Raw genomic sequence first — 16,705 nt, forward strand, 5'->3', positions numbered from 1 at the left:
CCGTGCGAATCGTCTGCCTGAACTGCCTGGCGGAGTTCAAGTTCGATACCGCCCGCCGCTCCTGGATCTGGGTGTTGCGCCAGCCCAACGGCGGTTTCGCGACCCGCGTCGGGGACTATTCTCGGCGCCTGGACCGGCGCTGCCCGAACGGCTGTGAGATCGACGAGGAGATCCTCGACCATCCGACCACCGTGATCGGCTTCGTCGGCGAATCCGCCTCGTCCAAGACGCATCTCATCGTGTCGATGATCTATTCGGTCATGAACGACCCGATGCTGGCCCGCGAATGGTCCATCGTGCCGTCCCGCCGTTCGACGAAAATGCTGGCCGCGCTGGAGAACACGCTGATGAACCGGCAGGCCATCGGCTACACCCAGAAGCGGGGCTACGTCGGCGCGCAGCAGCGCCAGGAGAACGGCATCGGGCCGCTCGGCTCACCGCAGCCGACGGGTCTGCCGCAGGCCCCACGCCCGCCGCAACCGCCGATGGCGCAGCAGCAGACCCGGACCCACGCCTGGAGCGGCTGGCAGGTCCGCACCCCGATCCTCATCAAGTTCACCTCGCTGTCCACCAGGCGCACAGTGAATCTCGCCTTCGTGGATGTCGCGGGCGAGGATGTGGCCGACGCCGAGATCGCGGCCAAGGTGAGCCCGCACCTGGCCATCGCCGACTTCCTCTGGTTCGTGGTGCCGTCCACGCTGAACAAGCAGTACCTGGCCATCATGCGCGAGCACGCGGGACCGGCCAACGAGGAGAGCCTGAACAACAATGTCGAGCACTCCCAGACCGTGGGCCGCACCAAGATGATGATCGACCAGATCGCCAAGCTGTGGCGCACCGCCAACAGCTATCCGCTGGATCTGCCCATCGAGCCGCCGCGCCTGCACGCCTCGACCATCATCGCGAAATCGGATCTGCTGTCGCTGATCAACCTGCCCGAGGTCGGCCTGGTCGCGCCGCCGCCCGACTGGGCCGATACGCCCTACAGCCTCAATGGTGCGGGCAACCTCTATCAGCCCGGCCAGATCGACTATCGCTCCGACGCGACCAGAAGCCTGGTGCGCAAACTGTTTCCGGCCGTCGACGCCACGCTCTCCATCCATTTCCCGCACAACCGCTACTTCCCGGTCTCGGCGGTCGGGTGCGGCAAGCGGGCCGACAACACCTATCCGGTGTTCAAGCCGTTCGCGGCCGTGGACCCGGTCATCCACATGCTCGACCGCATCGACCGGCTACGGGCGGACCGATGACGGGTTTCGCGCAACTGCTGTGCGGCTGGGCCATGGTGACGCTGGAGTCCTCCGGGACCGGGGTCGGCGTGGTCGCCAGATCCGGAAACTGGTCCGCCGCACTGGGATCCACCACGCGGGAGCTGGGGTCGCTGGTCAGCTGGGATGGTTCGCCCGCGTCTCCGGAGGCGTTCGCGCTGGAGTTCACCGTGGTGCGGGGACTCGCGGTGGCAGTGCTGAAGACGCCCGCCAATGACCGGCCGGGCACCTGTGTGGCACACCTCGTCGCGGGTGATCGCGGGACACTCGACGGCGCAACGACTTTGAGCCTCTATGACGCGGGACGATTCCGCACTTCGCTCGACGACGCCGAATTTCCCACCGATCACTGGCCGCCGCTGCCGAATTCCGTGGAGCACAGTCCGGCCGTCACCGCCGCGGCCGACGCCTACCTCGACCTGGACTGGCTGCCCGCGCTGCTCGGCTACACCCTGGCGCATCTGGCCGGGCGCGGACCCGCCATCGAACTGCACGTCGAGAGCGGCACGGACGCCGTGGCCATGCTGCGGGCGCTCTACGGCCTGCTGCCCCGGAACAGCCTGCGGGACTTGACCTTCTGCACGTCCAGCACGCCGTCCTCGGCTCCCGCCGCGATCACCGCGGTGACCCGCGACAGCCCCGCCGCGCCCGGCGGCGCGCGCCGCATCGTCACACCGGGCGATCCCGGCGACGAATCGGACCCGTTCGTCCTGCTGGGGCAGCAGATCATCGGCCACCGGCGCGCCGGTGTCACGCTTCCCGAATCCCTGTCCACCGCGGACGAAATCGGCCACTGGTGCTTTCGACGGCACCTGCGCACCCTGAGTCCCGCTGAGCTGGACGACGACCACCTGGCCGAGGTGATCACCGACCCGGAGCTGAACCCCGACTGGCTGCGCGACGACGCGGTGGCCGGGCGCGTCGTCCGTCTCGCCATCGGGAGACCCAGCGTCGCACAGGCATTGGCGCGACTCGACCACCGTCCCAGCGTCCGCCGCACCTTCGAGCAGGTTCTCACCGACCGCGTCCTCACCGACGGTCGCGACCGCACCCGCACCGTCGAGGTGGCCCGGCAGCTCGGCATCGATCTCAGCGACGCGCTGGCCACCTCCGCATGGCAACGCCTGGAATCCGGGACCGCGCCGCTGACCTCTTCCGACGCCGAATCGGTGTGGCCGCGCCTCCAGCGGGACTGGGCCACCGGCGACGTCGAGCATCGTCGAAACATCGCCGCCCATCTGCTGCGCCACCGCGCCCTGCGCGAGCACGCGATCGGCTCCCGCGACCGGGCCCTGGTCTACGCGGCCCTCACCGCCGAGGTCGATGATCCGGGCACTCACACCGGCGGCAGCCGTATCCTGCGCCGGGCCGTGTACACAAACCTCGGCATCGTCGCCCAGCTGGTGGTGAACGTCTCGTGCAGCGGCCGCGATCGCTATGCGCTGGAACAGATCCTGGCCTGCGCCCCCGCCGACCTGCTGCCCACGCTGCTGGCCGAGGCCACCCGCTACCCCGCGATCGACGCCACGGCCCTGCTGAAGGCCCTCACCCTCACCCGCTCCGAACCGGCCGAACTGGTGGCCGCCCTCCGCCCCGCGTGGCGCACGCTACGCAAGATCCTGGACCTTCCGGAACCGATCGCGGCCCTGGTCGTCCTCGCCGTCCCGGCGCCCGCCGACGATCAGCAGCGAGACGGACTCCGCCTGCCCCGCAGAGCATTCGGATGGAGCAGGCAGCGCGGCACCTGGTCCCGCGCCGAACTCTCGGCCCTGCTGCGCACCCCGGCCGAGCAGCCACTGGAAGCCGAATCCCCCACCGAATCCCTGTCCGCCGCTCTGACCGCGGACCTCGAATTCGTCGTCTCCGCCCTGGTCTCCCGCTCCCGGACCCCCGACGCCGTCCCCGCCCTGCGCCGAATCCTCGCCCTCACCCCCAGCGATCAGCTCCCCACCCTGGTCACCGCCTGCGCCCGCCAATGGGACATGCCCCCGTCCACGCTCCTGTCCGCGGTGGCAGCCCTCGACCTCCCCCCGGCCGACCTGACGGAAACCCTCACCGGCGGCTGGCCCTGGCTGCGCACCCGCCTGGACCTCCCCCAGGCCATTACCGCCCTGCTGGTCCTGGACCCCGCGGACAGCCTGCCGGCCGCGGCGACACTCATACCGCAAGAACAGGATTCACGCCGTGCCTGGCAGTTCTGGCGTTGACACGGCCTGAATCAGCGGCAGCTCCGCGTCGCCGACCAGCACCCGATACCGTCGCAGCACGTCCTGGAGATCAGCGTCCTCCGGCACCGACTCGCGCGCCGACCGCTCGATCATCTCCGCCTGCTCCAGCAGGATGCTGCGCCGCTCGGGATCGGTTGTGTGATCCGCGATCTGGGCCAGCGCTTCGAGCTGCCGGATCATGACCGCGGGCATGCCGCGCGCCGACTGCCGAATCTTCTCGAAGGCCCGCTGCACCAGCCGCTCGTAACTCGCCTGCGCCGCGATGACGCGGATATAGCCGTTCTTGCCGCGGTAGACCGGGCTCGGCTCCCACACCACCGCGATCCGCGAAAGGCAGTCACCGAGCCAGTCGATACAGGTCAGGGCGGTGAAGGTGTCGTTCACCGCGGTGGACAGCGCGCGCACGGCGATTTCGACCAGCTGGTCTATGCCGAAGGAAATGTCCTGGGTCAGCGACCGGGTGGGCCCGGCCACGTGCCCGCGCGAGAAGTTCTCCGCTATCCGCCCGGCCGCCGACGCGGGCCAGACGGTGGCCACCACCTGCCCCTCGGTGAGGAAATGCCCGGGCCGGTAGGGCAGGTGAATCACCGCGTCGGCCTCGGTCGCGAGCCGGACCAGCTGCTCGTAGCGGATGTAGCGCAGGTATCCGCTGCCGGTCACCCGGACCTCGCCGCCCTCGCCCGCCATACGATCCAGCAATTCGGCCGCCGTCGGCCCGCAATGCGGGGTGGTGGGCGCGTCGTTGCGCTGCGCCTCGATTCCGGCCGCCACCTCACCCGCGATCTCGGCGATGACATTGGGCAACTGGATCGCCATGGCGATGTGATTGATGAAGTAGATCAGCACGGCGAGATCGAGCACCAGCGACGCGATCGACACCGTCATGGTGATGTGCGGCACGAAATCCGATCCGATGGACACCAGGGCGGCGATGGCGTAGACGAAGGTCGCCACGAAGGTACCGAGGGTGACCTGGGTGCCCCGATCGCGAATGAAGGTGCGCAGCATGCGCGGACCGAACTGGGTGGAGGCCAGCGTCAGCGCCAGGATGGTGATGGAGAAGACCACACCCACCACGGTCATGATGGCGGCGGCGATGGCCGTCAGCACCTGCCGCGCCGTGTCGGGCGGGCCGCCGATCACCCAGGACGGAAAGGTGAACCCGCCCTGATATGCCGCCCGGTCCAGCAGGTAGGTGATCCCGAACAGCCCGATGGCCGCGAGCACTTCCACGGTCGGCACGAACCACAGATTGGTCCGCAATGCCTCACGGTGGCGGTCGAATTCGAGGGGTATGCCGGCCACAGTCGAGCCTCCTGCGCTGTTCCGGCGTCATGTCCTGACGCCGACCAGACTTCCCGGCTCACCCATCCGAGATCCCCGGACGTCTGATCACCGTACCCCCTGCTCAGCGCCACGCCGCGCCCAGGGTCAGCGAACGGCGTCCATCCGTTGCAGGTCGAGCTGCCGATCGCCCCGGAGGAATCGGCTCACCTCCGGGGCGAGTTGATCGGAAATCACGACCAGACCCAGATGGCCGTCGTGGTACACGTGCAACCGCGCGTCGGGCATGAGCCGGGCCATGATCTTCGCGTTCACGAGCGGAATGATCGGATCGTCGTCGCCCGCCAGGATCAGCGTCGGCTGGCGGATCAAACCGAGGAACGGCAGGCTGGTCCACCGACCGCTCCGGTGAGCCGGCGCCCGTACCGGCGAATCTCGGTAACGCCCGATACCAGCCGATCGAGGCCGCCCCGGGCAGTTACGTGCTGGACAGATAGGGGGCGGACTGCCGCCAGGCCGCGCGGCGCAGCAGGCGCAGACCATTGAGGCCGACGATCACGGTCGAACCCTCGTGACCGGCGACGCCCAACGGCAACGGCAGGGTACCGACCAGGTCCCAGATCACCAGGACCGCAATGAAGGTCGCGGCGATCGCCAGATTGGCGACCACCACCCGGCGAGCGCGCCGGGACAGGGCGATGACGGCGGGGATGGCGGTGAGGTCGTCGCGCACGACCACGGCATCGGCGGTCTGCAGGGTCAGGTCGGAACCCGCTCCGCCCATGGCGATTCCGGTGTCGGCGGCGGCGAGAGCGGGTGCGTCATTGATGCCGTCGCCGACCACCGCGACCCGGTCACCGGCCGACTGCAGGGCCCGCACCGCATCGACCTTCTGGTGCGGGAGCAATTCGGCGCGGGCGTCGATCAGCCCGACCCGAGCCGCGAGACGATGCGTGGCGCGGCTGTTGTCCCCCGTCAGCAGAATCGGGGCGGCCCCGGTCACGCGTGCCGTGAAATCGATTGCGGTGGCGGCCTCGGGGCGGAGCTGATCGGTGATCGCCAGTACTCCGATCGGGCGCGCGTCACAGGCGACGACGACCGCGGTGAATCCCTCCTCCTGCAATCCGTCCACGGCCGTGCGGGCAGCCCGGTCCGCGTCGGGCGCACCCTGCCCGGAGTTCGACAGCAGCGCCGCCGGAGAACCGACCGCGATCCGACGCTGCCCGATCCGGGCACTGACACCACGGCCGGGATCTGCGGCGAATCCTTCGACGGCCGGCAGCTGCTGCCCAGCGGCGCGAGCCGCGCGCACGATGGCCGCCGCGAGCGGGTGCTCACTGTCGAGTTCGGCGGCCGCGGCCAGCCTCAGCACCTCCGACTCGCTGAATTCCGAATCGACACTGCGGATTTCGTCGACGTGCGGGGCGCCGCGGGTCAGCGTCCCGGTCTTGTCGAAGGCGACCCGCGTGGTCACGCCCAGCCGCTCCATGACCACGGCCGACTTGACCAGCACGCCGTGCCGCCCGGCATTGGCGATGGCGGCCAGCAGGGGCGGCATGGTGGCCAGCACCACCGCGCACGGGGAGGCCACGATCATGAAGGTCATGGCGCGCAACAGGGCTCGCTGCAGCGGGTCGCCGAAAGCGAGGGGAATCGCGAACACCGCCAGGGTCACCGCGACCATGGCGAGGGAGTACCGCTGCTCCACCCTCTCGATGAAGAGCTGCGTGCGCGCCTTGGTGTGCCCGGCCTGTTCGACGAGGACGGCGATACGCGCCACCACCGAGTCCTCGGCGCGGCGATCCACCCGGATCCGCAGTGCCCCGGTGCCGTTCAGGGTGCCGGCGAACACCTCGTCGCCGGTGGTCTTGTCCACGGGCAGCGGTTCGCCGGTGATGGTGGCCTGATCCACTTCGCTGCCGCCGTCGATCACGGTGGCGTCGGCGGCGATTCGCTCGCCGGGGCGGACCAGGACCACATCGCCGATGCCCAGGTCGGCGGCGCGCACGGTCTCCTCACCGGCGCCGGTGAGCCGGGTCGCGGTCTCGGGCGCGAGGTCGAGCAGGCCGCGCACCGAATCCTCGGTGCGCGCGGTGGCCAGCGCCTCCAGCGCCCCGGAGGTCGCGAAGATGACGATCAGCAGGGCCCCGTCGGTGATCTGCCCGATGGCCGCCGCACCGAGGGCCGCGACCACCATGAGCAGGTCGACGTCGAGGGTCTTCTCACGCAGCGCCCGGAGCCCGGCCGAGCCCGGCTCCCAGCCGCCCGCGGCGTAGCAGGCCAGGTACAGCCCCCACCACAGCCAGCTCGGCGCGCCGGCCGGCTGGGCGACCAGCCCGAGCAGGAACAGTGCGAGGGCCACTGCGGCCCATCGCATCTCGGCCAGCTCGAACAGGCGGGTCCGGCGGACCGCCACTTCCGGCTGCGCGGATGCCTGTACCGGCGTCGCCACGACCACGACTCACCTCCATTGCTACCCCTGACCGCGGCGACAATACCAGAACACATGAAGACGTCTTCATGTGTATAAAGTTCCTCGAGGTACCCTCCTGTGTTATGGGACATGGCGTCGAGGGCCGCGATCGGCCGACGGCACGGCTGGACGCCGAGGCCGCCACCCATGTCGCGACCACCCTGCAGGCGCTGGCCACGCCCAGCCGGCTACTGATCCTCAGCGAGCTGCGCCAGGGCCCGCTCGCGGTCACCGAGCTGGCGTCGTCGATCGGTATGGAGCAGTCGGCGGTCTCGCATCAGCTGCGCCTGCTGCGCAATCTCGGGCTGGTCGTGGGCACCCGGACCGGCCGCAGCATCGTCTACAGCCTCTACGACAACCACGTCGCGCAACTGCTGGACGAGGCCATCTACCACAGCGAACACCTGCGCCTGGGGCTCGCGGACCGTCCCACCACCGCCTGACCCCTACGCGATCGGCGGGGCCGACCCGACGAGAAGCGTTGCGAGGCAGGTCAGTTGGGCGCGAGAGCCCCGGGGTGATAGCTGACCGCGGGATTCCAGAGGAAGAAGCCGTTGTAGCCCGCCGCGTAGGTGGCGTCGATCTGCGCCTTCACCTCGGCGTCGCCGTAGGCCACGCCGAGGCTGAAATCCTGGAGCCACGGGATGATCTGGGCGTCGGTGCCCGCGGTGCGGGCGCGGAAGTCCTGCAGGGACCGGAAGATGATGTCGTAGGGCTGGGCGTTCGGGTTGGCGACGTCGTATTCGCCGGTGTGCCAGTGGCTCGGGTAGAGCATCGGGGCCAGGAAGTCGGCGTAGCGGGCCATGGACGGGATGTCCTGGGCGATCTCGTCGGGGCGGGTGGCGGCGATGCCGAAGACGGCCGCGCTCAACGAGGCTCCGGCGTCGTGCACGGGTTCGCGGCAGTCGCGCAGGAAGTTGGCGATGGAGTCCGACGGCGATTCGGCCAGGCCCGGGAACTGCATGCCGGCGAGGTCGCCGTCGGGGCGGCGGATGTAGTCGTACATGACGCCGTCGAAGCCGAGCCGGGCCGCCTCGACCGCGAGATCACGGTTGTAGGAACGGATTTCGGGGCTGGCGAAGTTGGTGAAGGCGATCGCGCCGTAGCCGCTGGAGTACGGCTGGCCGGACGGGTTCTGGATCACCCAGTCGGGGTGGCCGTTGTGCCAGGCCCAGCCGGCCAGGGTGGGGTCGCGGAAGGCGACGATCCGGCCGACCACCTTGATGCCCATGTCGTGCAGTTGCTTCAGCGCGGCGGACGCGTCGTAAATCGTGGTGGCGGCGCCGGATTCGCGGGCCAGCGGCACCTGCGAGTCGTAGCCGACCATCCCGTCCTCGTCCTTGATATCGAGTTCGACGGTGTCGATGCGGCCCTCGCGCGCCATGTCGAGCACGGCATCGCGCATGGGGTCGTAGGCCCAGGCGTAGGCGGTGACGTGGACGGCCCGGATGCGCGGCAGGGCCACCTCCACTTTCAGCGGCGTTGTGACGTGGTCGCCCGCGGCGCCGGTGGCCACGACGGTGGTGTCGAGCGGTGCGTGCGGCAGCTGGATCTCGAAGGATCCGTCCTCGGCCGGCTGGACGGACCGGTCGCCCACCGACACCTGCTTCGCGCCGATCGCCGTGCCGCGCACCGTCACCGGATCACGGTAGGAGGTGGCGGCCGGAGTCGGGGCCAGCTCCAGGCGGGCCGGCCGGGCGTCGGCGCCGGCGGCCGAGGGGCGGCCGCGGCCGAAGACGAACACCAGCGCGGCGAGCACCAGAACCACGACCGCGCCGATCGCGAGCAGGGTGGACCGCCGGCGGCGGATCGACCGGAGTCGCATGAGCAACGTACACACCAACTTCCACTGACAGCTGTTGGCATCACTATCGCGCCTGCACCCAGGTGTCGGCCGTTTTTCGCCGAGATCACCTCAAAACCGTTGTCGCCGCGTAGCGTTGCGGCGATGAGGGCGTCGACGACGCTGCGGATGGTCGCGGCGGCGCTGCTGTGCACGACCGCCACTGCCTGCGGAGCAACCACCACCGCCACCGTGCCGCGCCCCGCGGCCGTCACCGCACCCCCACCGACCTCGAGACCGCCGGATCCGGCCTCGGTGGCCGCCAATGAGCTGGGTCGGATCCCGATCCTCATGTACCACCGCATCGAGGCCGAGCCGGGCAGCGAATATGACCAGACGCCAACGAAATTCACCGCCGAGCTGAACCGCCTCTACACCGACGGCTACCGCCCGATCACCATCGCCCAGTATCTGGCGGGCGCCATCGACCTACCCGCGGGCACCCACCCGGTGGTCCTCACCTTCGACGACTCCACCCGAACCCAGCTCACCCTCAGCGATTCCGGCGATCCCACCCCCGACTGCGCGGTCGGCCTGCTCGAGCAATTCCATTCCCGCCACCCGGATTTCGCCGCCACCGCCACCTTCTACGTCAACAACGAGCCGTTCGGCGACGACCCCCGCGCCCTGGCCTGGCTGGTCCGCCACGGCTACGACATCGGCGCCCACACCGCCACCCACCCCAACCTGGCGCACCTGTCCCCCACCGACGTGCAGCGCGAACTGGTCCAGAACGTCCGGGCCATCGCGACCGCCGCGCCCGGCACCGTCGTCCGCTCCATGGCCCTCCCCCTGGGCGTCTACCCCGCCGACCACGCCCTCGCCACCGCCGGCACCTGGGACGGCACCCCGTACGCCTTCGACGCCGTCCTCCTCGTCGGCGCCGACCCCGCCCCCTCCCCGTTCACCGCCGCCCTCGACCCCAGCGGCCTCCCTCGAATCCGCTCGGGCCGCACCGCGGTTCCCTTCGACTCCACCTACTGGCTCGACTGGTTCGCGGCGAACCCCACCGCCCGCTACACCTCCGACGGCGACCCCGCCCACCAGTCCTTCCCCCGCCCCCTCACCGACCAGCTCTCCCCCCGCTTCTCCGCCGCCGCCCACCCCTACTGATCCACCCGGCGCGGCACGGCACGGCTCAGCCCAGGCAGCCGACGGCACGACCTCGCACCACCACGGTTCTTTCAGCCAATTTCTCACCGTGTTCACCGCCATAGCCGAAGCACTACTGCTTTGGCTCCTCATCCGCTACCGCACGCGATACTGTTCGGTGTGAGCGCATTTCGGCACAGCCCTCCCCCGGCGAGGTCGAGAGGGCGTGTTCCGCGCAATGCCGAGTTGCTACTCTGCGTGGCCGCACTGGCCCTGATCGCCTTCGCCTACCTGGCCATGACCTCGGCCACCGGCAATGGCTTCGACGGTCAGAGTGTTCGCGCGCTCGGCGTTTTCACGGTCTTCGTACTGGTCACCCATCTGGCCGTGCGCCGCTGGGCGCCCGCCGCCGACCCAGTACTGCTGCCGTGCGTGGTGCTGCTCAATGGCATCGGGCTGGTCCTCATCGACCGGCTGGACCGCGCCGAGGTGGTGAAGGCCAAGAACGCGGGCGAGCCGATGCCGTCCTCGGACTCGGCGCATCAGCTGATCTGGACCGGCCTGGGCATGCTGCTGTTCGTGCTGGTGCTGGTCTTCGTGCCCGACCACACCAAACCGGCCCGCTACGGCTACACCTGCGGCCTGGCCGGGGTGGTCGCGCTGCTCATTCCCGCCCTGCTGCCCTCCCGGTTCAGCGAGGTCAACGGCGGCAAGAGCTGGATCCTGATCAGCGGATTCTCGATTCAGCCCGGTGAGTTCGCCAAGGTGCTGCTGATCATCTTCGTGGCCGCCTTCCTGGTCGCCAACCGGGACCTGTTCACCACCGCCGGAAAACGCTTCCTGGGCATGACCTTCCCGCGCCTGCGGGATCTGGCCCCGCTGCTGCTGGTCACCTTCGTCGCGGTGCTGGTGCTGGTGTACGAGAAGAACCTCGGCTTCTCGCTGCTGGTCTTCGGCACCGTGCTGGCCATGATGTACATCGCCACCGGGCGGGCCTCGTGGCTGCTCATCGGCCTGGCCATGTTCTCGGTCGGCGCGGTCATCGCCTACCAGCTGTACGGGCACGTGCGGGTCCGCGTCGAGGTGTGGCGGGACCCGTTCGCCACCTATTACACGACCGGATACCAGATCTCGCAGGGCCTGTTCGGCATGGGCACCGGCGGACTGGCCGGGACCGGGCTGGGCAGTGGGCGACCACAGGACGTGCCGTTCGCCGGAACCGATTTCATCATCTCCACCATCGGCGAGGAGCTCGGACTGATCGGCCTGGGCGCGGTGCTGGCGCTGTTCCTCATCCTGTGCATCCGCGGTTTCAGCGCCGCTCTCACCACCCGCGACGCCTTCGGCAAGCTGCTCGGCGGCGGGCTGGCGTTCTCGATCGGCTGGCAGCTGTTCGTGGTGGTCGGCGGTGTCACCAAACTGATTCCGCTGACGGGTCTCACCACCCCGTTCATGTCCTACGGCGGTTCGTCGCTGCTGGCCAACTACATCATCCTGGCGCTGCTGATCCGTATCTCCGCCGACGCTCGCTCGGCCCCGCCGCCACCCACCCGGCCCACGCCGACGGTGCCGCCGATCGCGGACGCCATGACCGAGCACGTCTCCCGCCGCCTGCTGCCACGCCGCCGCTGACCCGAATCGCGGTGTCGCCCTGCGTGAATGAGAGGAAGCTGGTTCGGTGACCTCTTCAAGCTCAGCGAGCCGGACCGCGCTCGACAATGTCCGCGTCTTCGACGGCCGCGCGCTCACCGAACCGACCACGGTCGTCATCGACGGCGACCACATCGGCACCGACGACACCGGCGCCGAACGCCTCGACGCCGGCGGCGCCATCCTGCTGCCCGGCTTCATCGACGCCCACGTCCACATCCACGATGCGCAGACTCCAGGGCTGCTCGCCGCCCACGGGGTCACCACGGGGCTCGATATGGCCAGCCTCGCCGAGGTGGTGGCCGAGCTCCGGAATACCGTCGGCACCAGCGATATTCGCAGTGCGGGCATGGCCATCGTCGGCCCCGAGGGCATGCACGGCAAGTTCCTCGGCGAACCCGCCATCATCCGCAGCGCTGACCAGGCCGAATCCGCTGTCTCCCAGCGTCATTCCACCGGCTCCGACTACATCAAGCTGGTGCTGGAGGCCCCCGGCGACGGCGGCCCCGACGCGGCTGCGGCCAAAGCCGTTGTGGCCGAAGCTCATGCCCGCGATCTGCTGGTCATCGCCCATGCCACCAACCCGGCCGCATACATCATGGCCCTCGATGCCGGCGTCGACATCATCACCCACGTCCCCGTGGTCTCAGCGCTGCCGCAGCCAGTGATCGCCCGCCTGGCCGCCGAGGGCAAGGTCGTCGTCCCGACCCTGACCATGATGGAGGGCATGGCCGCCGCGCACGGCGTCCCCGGAGCCTTCGCCGACGCCCTGGCCAATGTCGGTGCGCTGCGGGCCGCGGGCGTCCCCATCCTCGCGGGCACGGACGCCAACTCCTCCCCCGGCGTGCCCATGAACCCGGCCTTCGGCGCGAGCCTGCACCACGAGCTGGAGCTGCTGGTCCGCGCGGGCTTGTCCCCCGCCGAGGCCCTCGATGCGGCAACCGCCCTGCCCGCGAAGCACTTCGGCCTGACCGATCGCGGGGCCATCGCCCCGGGCCTGCGCGCCGATCTGGTTCTGCTCGACGCCGATCCGCTCGCCGACATCACCGCCACGACGCAGATCCGCGGCGTCTGGTCTGCGGGAATCCCCGTCCCCCGGTAACTTTCCTGATCGGGGAGCTCCGGCTGCGGCCAACCGCGCAAACCCGCACTCGGAGCTCCCCGATCCGGCCCGTGCTACGGCAGAGCGCGCGCGAGGGCGCGAACGGCACGCAGCCGGCCGTCGGCGAGTTCCCGGGTCAGGTTCTCGATCTTCTCCGGGAAGTTCGGCACGAAGGCCTGCAGCCCAACGGGATTCGGCGGGGCGGCCAGCACCGCCCGCATGATCGTGGCCGCCTGGTCGGTGAGGTCGTCCCAGTGGTCGAGGGCGAAACCGGACCGCTCCAGGGTGGCACGCAGGTGGTCCGGGGTCACCAGGTGGCTCTGCTCGGAGCGGTCGGCCCACGGGAGGGGGAAGTCGGGGCGGTCGCCGGCAGCGGTGGTGACGTCCCAGATGGCCAGCAGGCCATCGGGATTCAGCAGCCGCCGCGCTTCCCGATACAGCGCGTCCTTGTCGGCGATGTTCATCTGCACGTGCTGGCTGAACACCACGTCGAAGGCGCCGTCGGCGAAGGGTAGCGCGGTGACGTCGCCCTGCCGCACGGAGATCCGGTCATCCAGTCCGACCAGGCGATTGAGCCAGCGCGACGTCTCGCAGTAGTCCTCGGTCAGATCCACCGCGGTGACCCGGCATCCGTAGGTTTCCGCGACATACCGTGCGGTGCCGCCGATTCCGCTGCCGGCATCGAGCACCCGGGACGCCGGGGTGAGACCGGCCAGTTCCGCCAGCGCACCCGTGGCGATCCGGCCCATGGTGTGGAAGTCCTCGACCAGCGCCAGGTCGGCGAGCCGCAGCCGATCGAGGTCGTACCCGGCCGCGATCAGGGCCTTTTCGATATCCGTCCGGGAGTTGCCGGAGGAGTACGGGGTATCGATGGAAATGTCGTTCATATCAGCACTTTCATTCGAAGGCTGGGTGGCGGACCACGATGTTTCCATTGGTCACATCTACGAGTATGTGAGCTCATGTGACCGACGTCAACATCTCCGCCGAATGTGCAATCCTGACGTTATGAGTCGAGCCGCCCCCGACCGCCGCACCACCTATCACCACGGCGCCCTGCGCGCGGCGCTGGTCGACGCCGGGCTCGCACTGGCCGACGACGGCGGACCCGACCGAGTGGTCCTGCGCGAGGTCGCCCGCACCGCCGGAGTGTCGCATTCGGCCGCCTACCGGCACTTCGCCGATCGTGAGGCCCTGCTCGCCGAGGTGTCCCGTCGCGCCCGCGCCGCACTCGCGGCGGAGATGCGCCGGCGCATTGCCCGCACCGACGATCCGCGCGGCCGCCTGCACGCGGTCGGTACGGCCTACATCGATTTCGCGCTCACCCACACCGGCCTGTTCCGCACCGCCTTCGGCGCACACTCACCCACCGCCTCCGATGCCGCGGACGAGCCGGCCGACGACCCGCACCACATCCTCGGCCAGGTCCTCGACGAGACGCAGGCCGCCGGACTCCTCGACCCGAAGCTGCGGCCCGGCGCGGATATCGCCGCCTGGTCGGCGGTCCACGGCCTGGCCGCCCTGCTACTGGACGGGTCACTGCCCACCACCCGCGCCGACATCGATTTCGCGGTCGATCAGGTACTCGGTCTGGTCAACCGCGGCCTGTTGGACGACCCGGCGCGCGGGTGACCCATGATGGGTGCGTGAATCGGATCCGGGAATGGTTGCGGCCCGCGCACTGGGGGTTGCGGATTCGGTCGGCCGTCGCGGCCGCGCTGACAGTGGGGGCGGTCCTGCTGCTGGCGGCGGGAGCCATGCTCGGACTGCTGAATCGGTCGCTGCTGCGCGAGATCGATGCGGCGGCCGGCACGCGGGCCGAGGCCATCGCCAGTGAGCTCACCCGGAATTCGGCAGCGGAGCTGCCGGATTCGCTGTTCGAGGCGACCGGGCAGATCGGGGTGGTGCAGGTCATCGACGCGCAGGGGCGGATCGCGCGGGAGTCCAACGCGAAGCTGTCGGCACCGCTGCTGGACCCGGGGACCGTGGGCGCGCGAGAGACCGCGCGCCGGCCGGTCTCCGCGTACGACGAGGACCTGCGGGTGTCGGCCCGCACCCTGTCCGCACCGGACGGCCGGTACCTCGTGCTGGTCGCGGGCGACAGCGAATCGGCCGAGCACGCGGTGAAGCGGGTCGCGGTCCTGGTCGCGGTGGGCGGGCCCATGGTGGTCGCGGCGGCCGCGCTGGCCACCTACCTGCTGGTGGGGCGGTCACTGCGATCGGTCGAGGAGATCCGCAGCCGGGTGGCGGGCATCGGCGCGGCCGGACTGTCGGAGCGGGTGCCGGTGCCGGTGGCGCGCGACGAGATCGCCCGGCTGGCCGAGACCATGAACGACATGCTCGCCCGCATCGAGGCCGGGCACGCGGCCCAGCGGCGCTTCGTCGGCGACGCCTCACACGAACTGCGCAGCCCGCTCGCCGCGGTGACGGCCGCCCTCGAGCTCGCCCGGGACCGGCCCGAGGTGCTGGACGCCGAATTGATCGGCGGCACACTGCTGCCCGAGACCGAGCGCATGCGGCACCTCATCGAGGATCTGCTGACCCTGGCCGCCGCCGACGAGAGCGGGCTCGACATGCGCACCGGCGATGTGGATCTCGACGATCTGGCCGGCGAGCAGGCCGCTGCCCTGCGGGCCCGGGGCGGCCCGACGGTGCGCACGGCCATCGAGCCGGTGCGCATCCGGGGCGATCAGCCGAAACTGGCTCGGGCACTGCGCAATATCGTCGACAATGCCGCCGCGCATGCCCGCACCACGGTGGCGGTGACCGTCCTGCGCGACGGTGACACCGCCCGGGTACTGGTGGACGACGACGGTCCCGGCATCCCCGTCGCCGACCGCGAGCGCGTCTTCGGCCGCTTCGTGCGGCTGGAGGCCGACCGCGCCCGCGCCACCGGTGGCTCCGGGCTCGGCCTGGCCATCGTCGCGGAAATCGTGGCCGCACACGGCGGTTCGGTCACGATTAGCGAATCACCGTGGGGCGGAGCCCGATTCGTCATCGACCTGCCCGTCGCCGGAACAGTCGGGGTCGACCATCCGGTAGCCGACACCCCGTAGCGTCTCGATGCTGGTGCTGCCGAACGGTGCGTCGATCTTCTTGCGCAGGTAGCCGATGTACACCTCGACCACGTTCTCCGGGCCGTCGTAGTGGGCGTCCCACACATTGCGCAGGATCTCGGTCTTGGTCAGCGCCAAACCCTTGTGCCGCAACAGGAATTCCAGCAGCCCGAATTCGCGCGGGGTCAGCGTCAGCGCGGTCTCGCCGCGCCGCACGGTGCGCCGCGCCGGGTCCAGGACGAGATCGCCCGCCGTCAGCAGTACCGGCTGCTGCGGTGCGCGCCGGCGCAGCAGCGCGCGCAGCCGCGCGATGAGCACCACGAAGGAGAAGGGCTTGGTCAGGTAGTCGTCCGCGCCGAGATCCAGCGCGTCGGCCTGCTCGTAGTCGCCGTCCTTGGCGGTCAGCATGAGCACCGGCGTGGTCACGTCCCGGGCGCGCAGCCGGCGCAGCACCTCGTAGCCGCTCAGCCCCGGCAGCATGATGTCCAGCACGATCACATCGAAGCTGTCCTCGACCGCCGCCCACAGCCCGTCGGTCCCGGTGTGGGCGAGCTGCACCACGAAACCCTCCAGCTCGAGCCCGCGCTGCACCGTCCGCGCCAGCCGCTCCTCGTCCTCGACCACCAGCACCCGCACGGGCACCAGCATGCCCGACGGTCCGGTCCCCGGTGGCCCGCCCCCGTCGTGCGCCGGGCGCGAAGCCGCCCGT

The 16,705-nt window shown here is 70.1% G+C and carries 14 protein-coding genes; 8 read left to right on the forward strand and 6 right to left on the reverse strand.

From position 1 onward, the window contains the following. The first annotated feature begins 2 nt into the window (after positions 1-2). A complete protein-coding gene (locus ACQP1O_RS34185; protein WP_433562486.1) occupies positions 3-1,250 on the forward strand; it encodes a hypothetical protein in 1,248 nt (415 codons plus the stop codon). Further along, a complete protein-coding gene (locus tag ACQP1O_RS34190; RefSeq protein ID WP_433562487.1) occupies positions 1,247-3,475 on the forward strand; it encodes a hypothetical protein in 2,229 nt (742 codons plus the stop codon). The genes ACQP1O_RS34185 and ACQP1O_RS34190 overlap by 4 nt, the downstream gene beginning before the upstream one ends. Here the strand turns inward: ACQP1O_RS34190 and ACQP1O_RS34195 are convergent. The 3 genes from ACQP1O_RS34195 to ACQP1O_RS34205 form a co-directional block, all read right to left on the reverse strand. Next, positions 3,446-4,801 (reverse strand): DUF2254 domain-containing protein, encoded by a 1,356-nt coding sequence (locus ACQP1O_RS34195; protein WP_433562488.1) that lies wholly within the window; start codon positions 4,799-4,801, stop codon positions 3,446-3,448. The two genes, ACQP1O_RS34190 and ACQP1O_RS34195, sit on opposite strands and share 30 nt — an antisense overlap. Positions 4,802-4,927: 126 nt before the next feature. Next, positions 4,928-5,152, reverse strand: coding sequence for a hypothetical protein (locus ACQP1O_RS34200; RefSeq protein ID WP_433562489.1), 225 nt, complete (start codon positions 5,150-5,152; stop codon positions 4,928-4,930). A gap of 106 nt (positions 5,153-5,258) precedes the next feature. After that, positions 5,259-7,157: a heavy metal translocating P-type ATPase gene (locus ACQP1O_RS34205; RefSeq protein ID WP_433567887.1), complete on the reverse strand. Its 1,899-nt coding sequence runs from the start codon at positions 7,155-7,157 to the stop codon at positions 5,259-5,261. A 179-nt stretch (positions 7,158-7,336) separates the two neighbouring features. Here ACQP1O_RS34205 and ACQP1O_RS34210 point away from each other — a divergent pair, with 179 nt between their 5' ends. Then, positions 7,337-7,696: an ArsR/SmtB family transcription factor gene (locus ACQP1O_RS34210; protein ID WP_354835904.1), complete on the forward strand. Its 360-nt coding sequence runs from the start codon at positions 7,337-7,339 to the stop codon at positions 7,694-7,696. Between the two features lie 50 nt (positions 7,697-7,746). On the opposite strand, the gene ACQP1O_RS34215 is transcribed toward ACQP1O_RS34210, so the two are convergent. Further along, positions 7,747-9,078: a putative glycoside hydrolase gene (locus tag ACQP1O_RS34215; protein WP_433562490.1), complete on the reverse strand. Its 1,332-nt coding sequence runs from the start codon at positions 9,076-9,078 to the stop codon at positions 7,747-7,749. A 123-nt stretch (positions 9,079-9,201) separates the two neighbouring features. Between ACQP1O_RS34215 and ACQP1O_RS34220 the strand changes: the two genes are divergently transcribed. The 3 genes from ACQP1O_RS34220 to ACQP1O_RS34230 all read left to right on the forward strand — a co-directional run bounded on the left by ACQP1O_RS34220 (position 9,202) and on the right by ACQP1O_RS34230 (position 12,940). Next, positions 9,202-10,209, forward strand: coding sequence for a polysaccharide deacetylase family protein (locus ACQP1O_RS34220; RefSeq protein ID WP_433562491.1), 1,008 nt, complete (start codon positions 9,202-9,204; stop codon positions 10,207-10,209). A gap of 237 nt (positions 10,210-10,446) precedes the next feature. Then, positions 10,447-11,820 carry an FtsW/RodA/SpoVE family cell cycle protein gene (locus tag ACQP1O_RS34225; protein WP_433562492.1) on the forward strand — a complete coding sequence of 458 codons (1,374 nt, stop codon included), beginning with the start codon at positions 10,447-10,449 and terminating at the stop codon, positions 11,818-11,820. A gap of 46 nt (positions 11,821-11,866) precedes the next feature. Beyond that, positions 11,867-12,940: an amidohydrolase family protein gene (locus ACQP1O_RS34230; RefSeq protein WP_433562493.1), complete on the forward strand. Its 1,074-nt coding sequence runs from the start codon at positions 11,867-11,869 to the stop codon at positions 12,938-12,940. 74 nt (positions 12,941-13,014) lie between these two features. On the opposite strand, the gene ACQP1O_RS34235 is transcribed toward ACQP1O_RS34230, so the two are convergent. Beyond that, complete coding sequence (locus ACQP1O_RS34235; protein ID WP_433562494.1) at positions 13,015-13,827, reverse strand: class I SAM-dependent methyltransferase; 813 nt, start codon at positions 13,825-13,827, stop codon at positions 13,015-13,017. Positions 13,828-13,948: 121 nt separating this feature from the next. Here ACQP1O_RS34235 and ACQP1O_RS34240 point away from each other — a divergent pair, with 121 nt between their 5' ends. Together ACQP1O_RS34240 and ACQP1O_RS34245 are read left to right on the forward strand one after the other, a co-directional pair. After that, the gene (locus ACQP1O_RS34240) at positions 13,949-14,572 is read left to right on the forward strand and encodes a TetR/AcrR family transcriptional regulator (RefSeq protein ID WP_433562495.1); all 624 of its coding nucleotides are present in this window, start codon (positions 13,949-13,951) and stop codon (positions 14,570-14,572) included. Positions 14,573-14,586: 14 nt separating this feature from the next. Beyond that, on the forward strand, positions 14,587-15,996 hold the full coding sequence (locus ACQP1O_RS34245; protein ID WP_433562496.1) for a sensor histidine kinase: 1,410 nt from the start codon (positions 14,587-14,589) through the stop codon (positions 15,994-15,996). Here the strand turns inward: ACQP1O_RS34245 and ACQP1O_RS34250 are convergent. After that, positions 15,910-16,632, reverse strand: a complete 723-nt coding sequence (locus ACQP1O_RS34250) for a response regulator transcription factor (RefSeq protein ID WP_433567888.1) — start codon at positions 16,630-16,632, stop codon at positions 15,910-15,912. The genes ACQP1O_RS34245 and ACQP1O_RS34250 overlap by 87 nt on opposite strands. Between the last annotated feature and the right edge of the window lie 73 nt (positions 16,633-16,705).

This window comes from Nocardia sp. CA-151230 (assembly GCF_050942175.1).
Taxonomy (GTDB): domain Bacteria; phylum Actinomycetota; class Actinomycetes; order Mycobacteriales; family Mycobacteriaceae; genus Nocardia.

Bases quoted from the DNA above. Each gene is read 5' to 3' on its own strand.
- ACQP1O_RS34235 (WP_433562494.1), bottom strand. From the start codon at position 13,827: ATGAACGACATTTCCATCGATACCCCGTACTCCTCCGGCAACTCCCGG.
- ACQP1O_RS34240 (WP_433562495.1), top strand. From the start codon at position 13,949: ATGAGTCGAGCCGCCCCCGACCGCCGCACCACCTATCACCACGGCGCC.
- ACQP1O_RS34205 (WP_433567887.1), bottom strand. From the start codon at position 7,157: ATGCGATGGGCCGCAGTGGCCCTCGCACTGTTCCTGCTCGGGCTGGTC.
- ACQP1O_RS34210 (WP_354835904.1), top strand. From the start codon at position 7,337: ATGGGACATGGCGTCGAGGGCCGCGATCGGCCGACGGCACGGCTGGAC.
- ACQP1O_RS34190 (WP_433562487.1), top strand. From the start codon at position 1,247: ATGACGGGTTTCGCGCAACTGCTGTGCGGCTGGGCCATGGTGACGCTG.
- ACQP1O_RS34215 (WP_433562490.1), bottom strand. From the start codon at position 9,078: ATGCGACTCCGGTCGATCCGCCGCCGGCGGTCCACCCTGCTCGCGATC.
- ACQP1O_RS34220 (WP_433562491.1), top strand. From the start codon at position 9,202: ATGAGGGCGTCGACGACGCTGCGGATGGTCGCGGCGGCGCTGCTGTGC.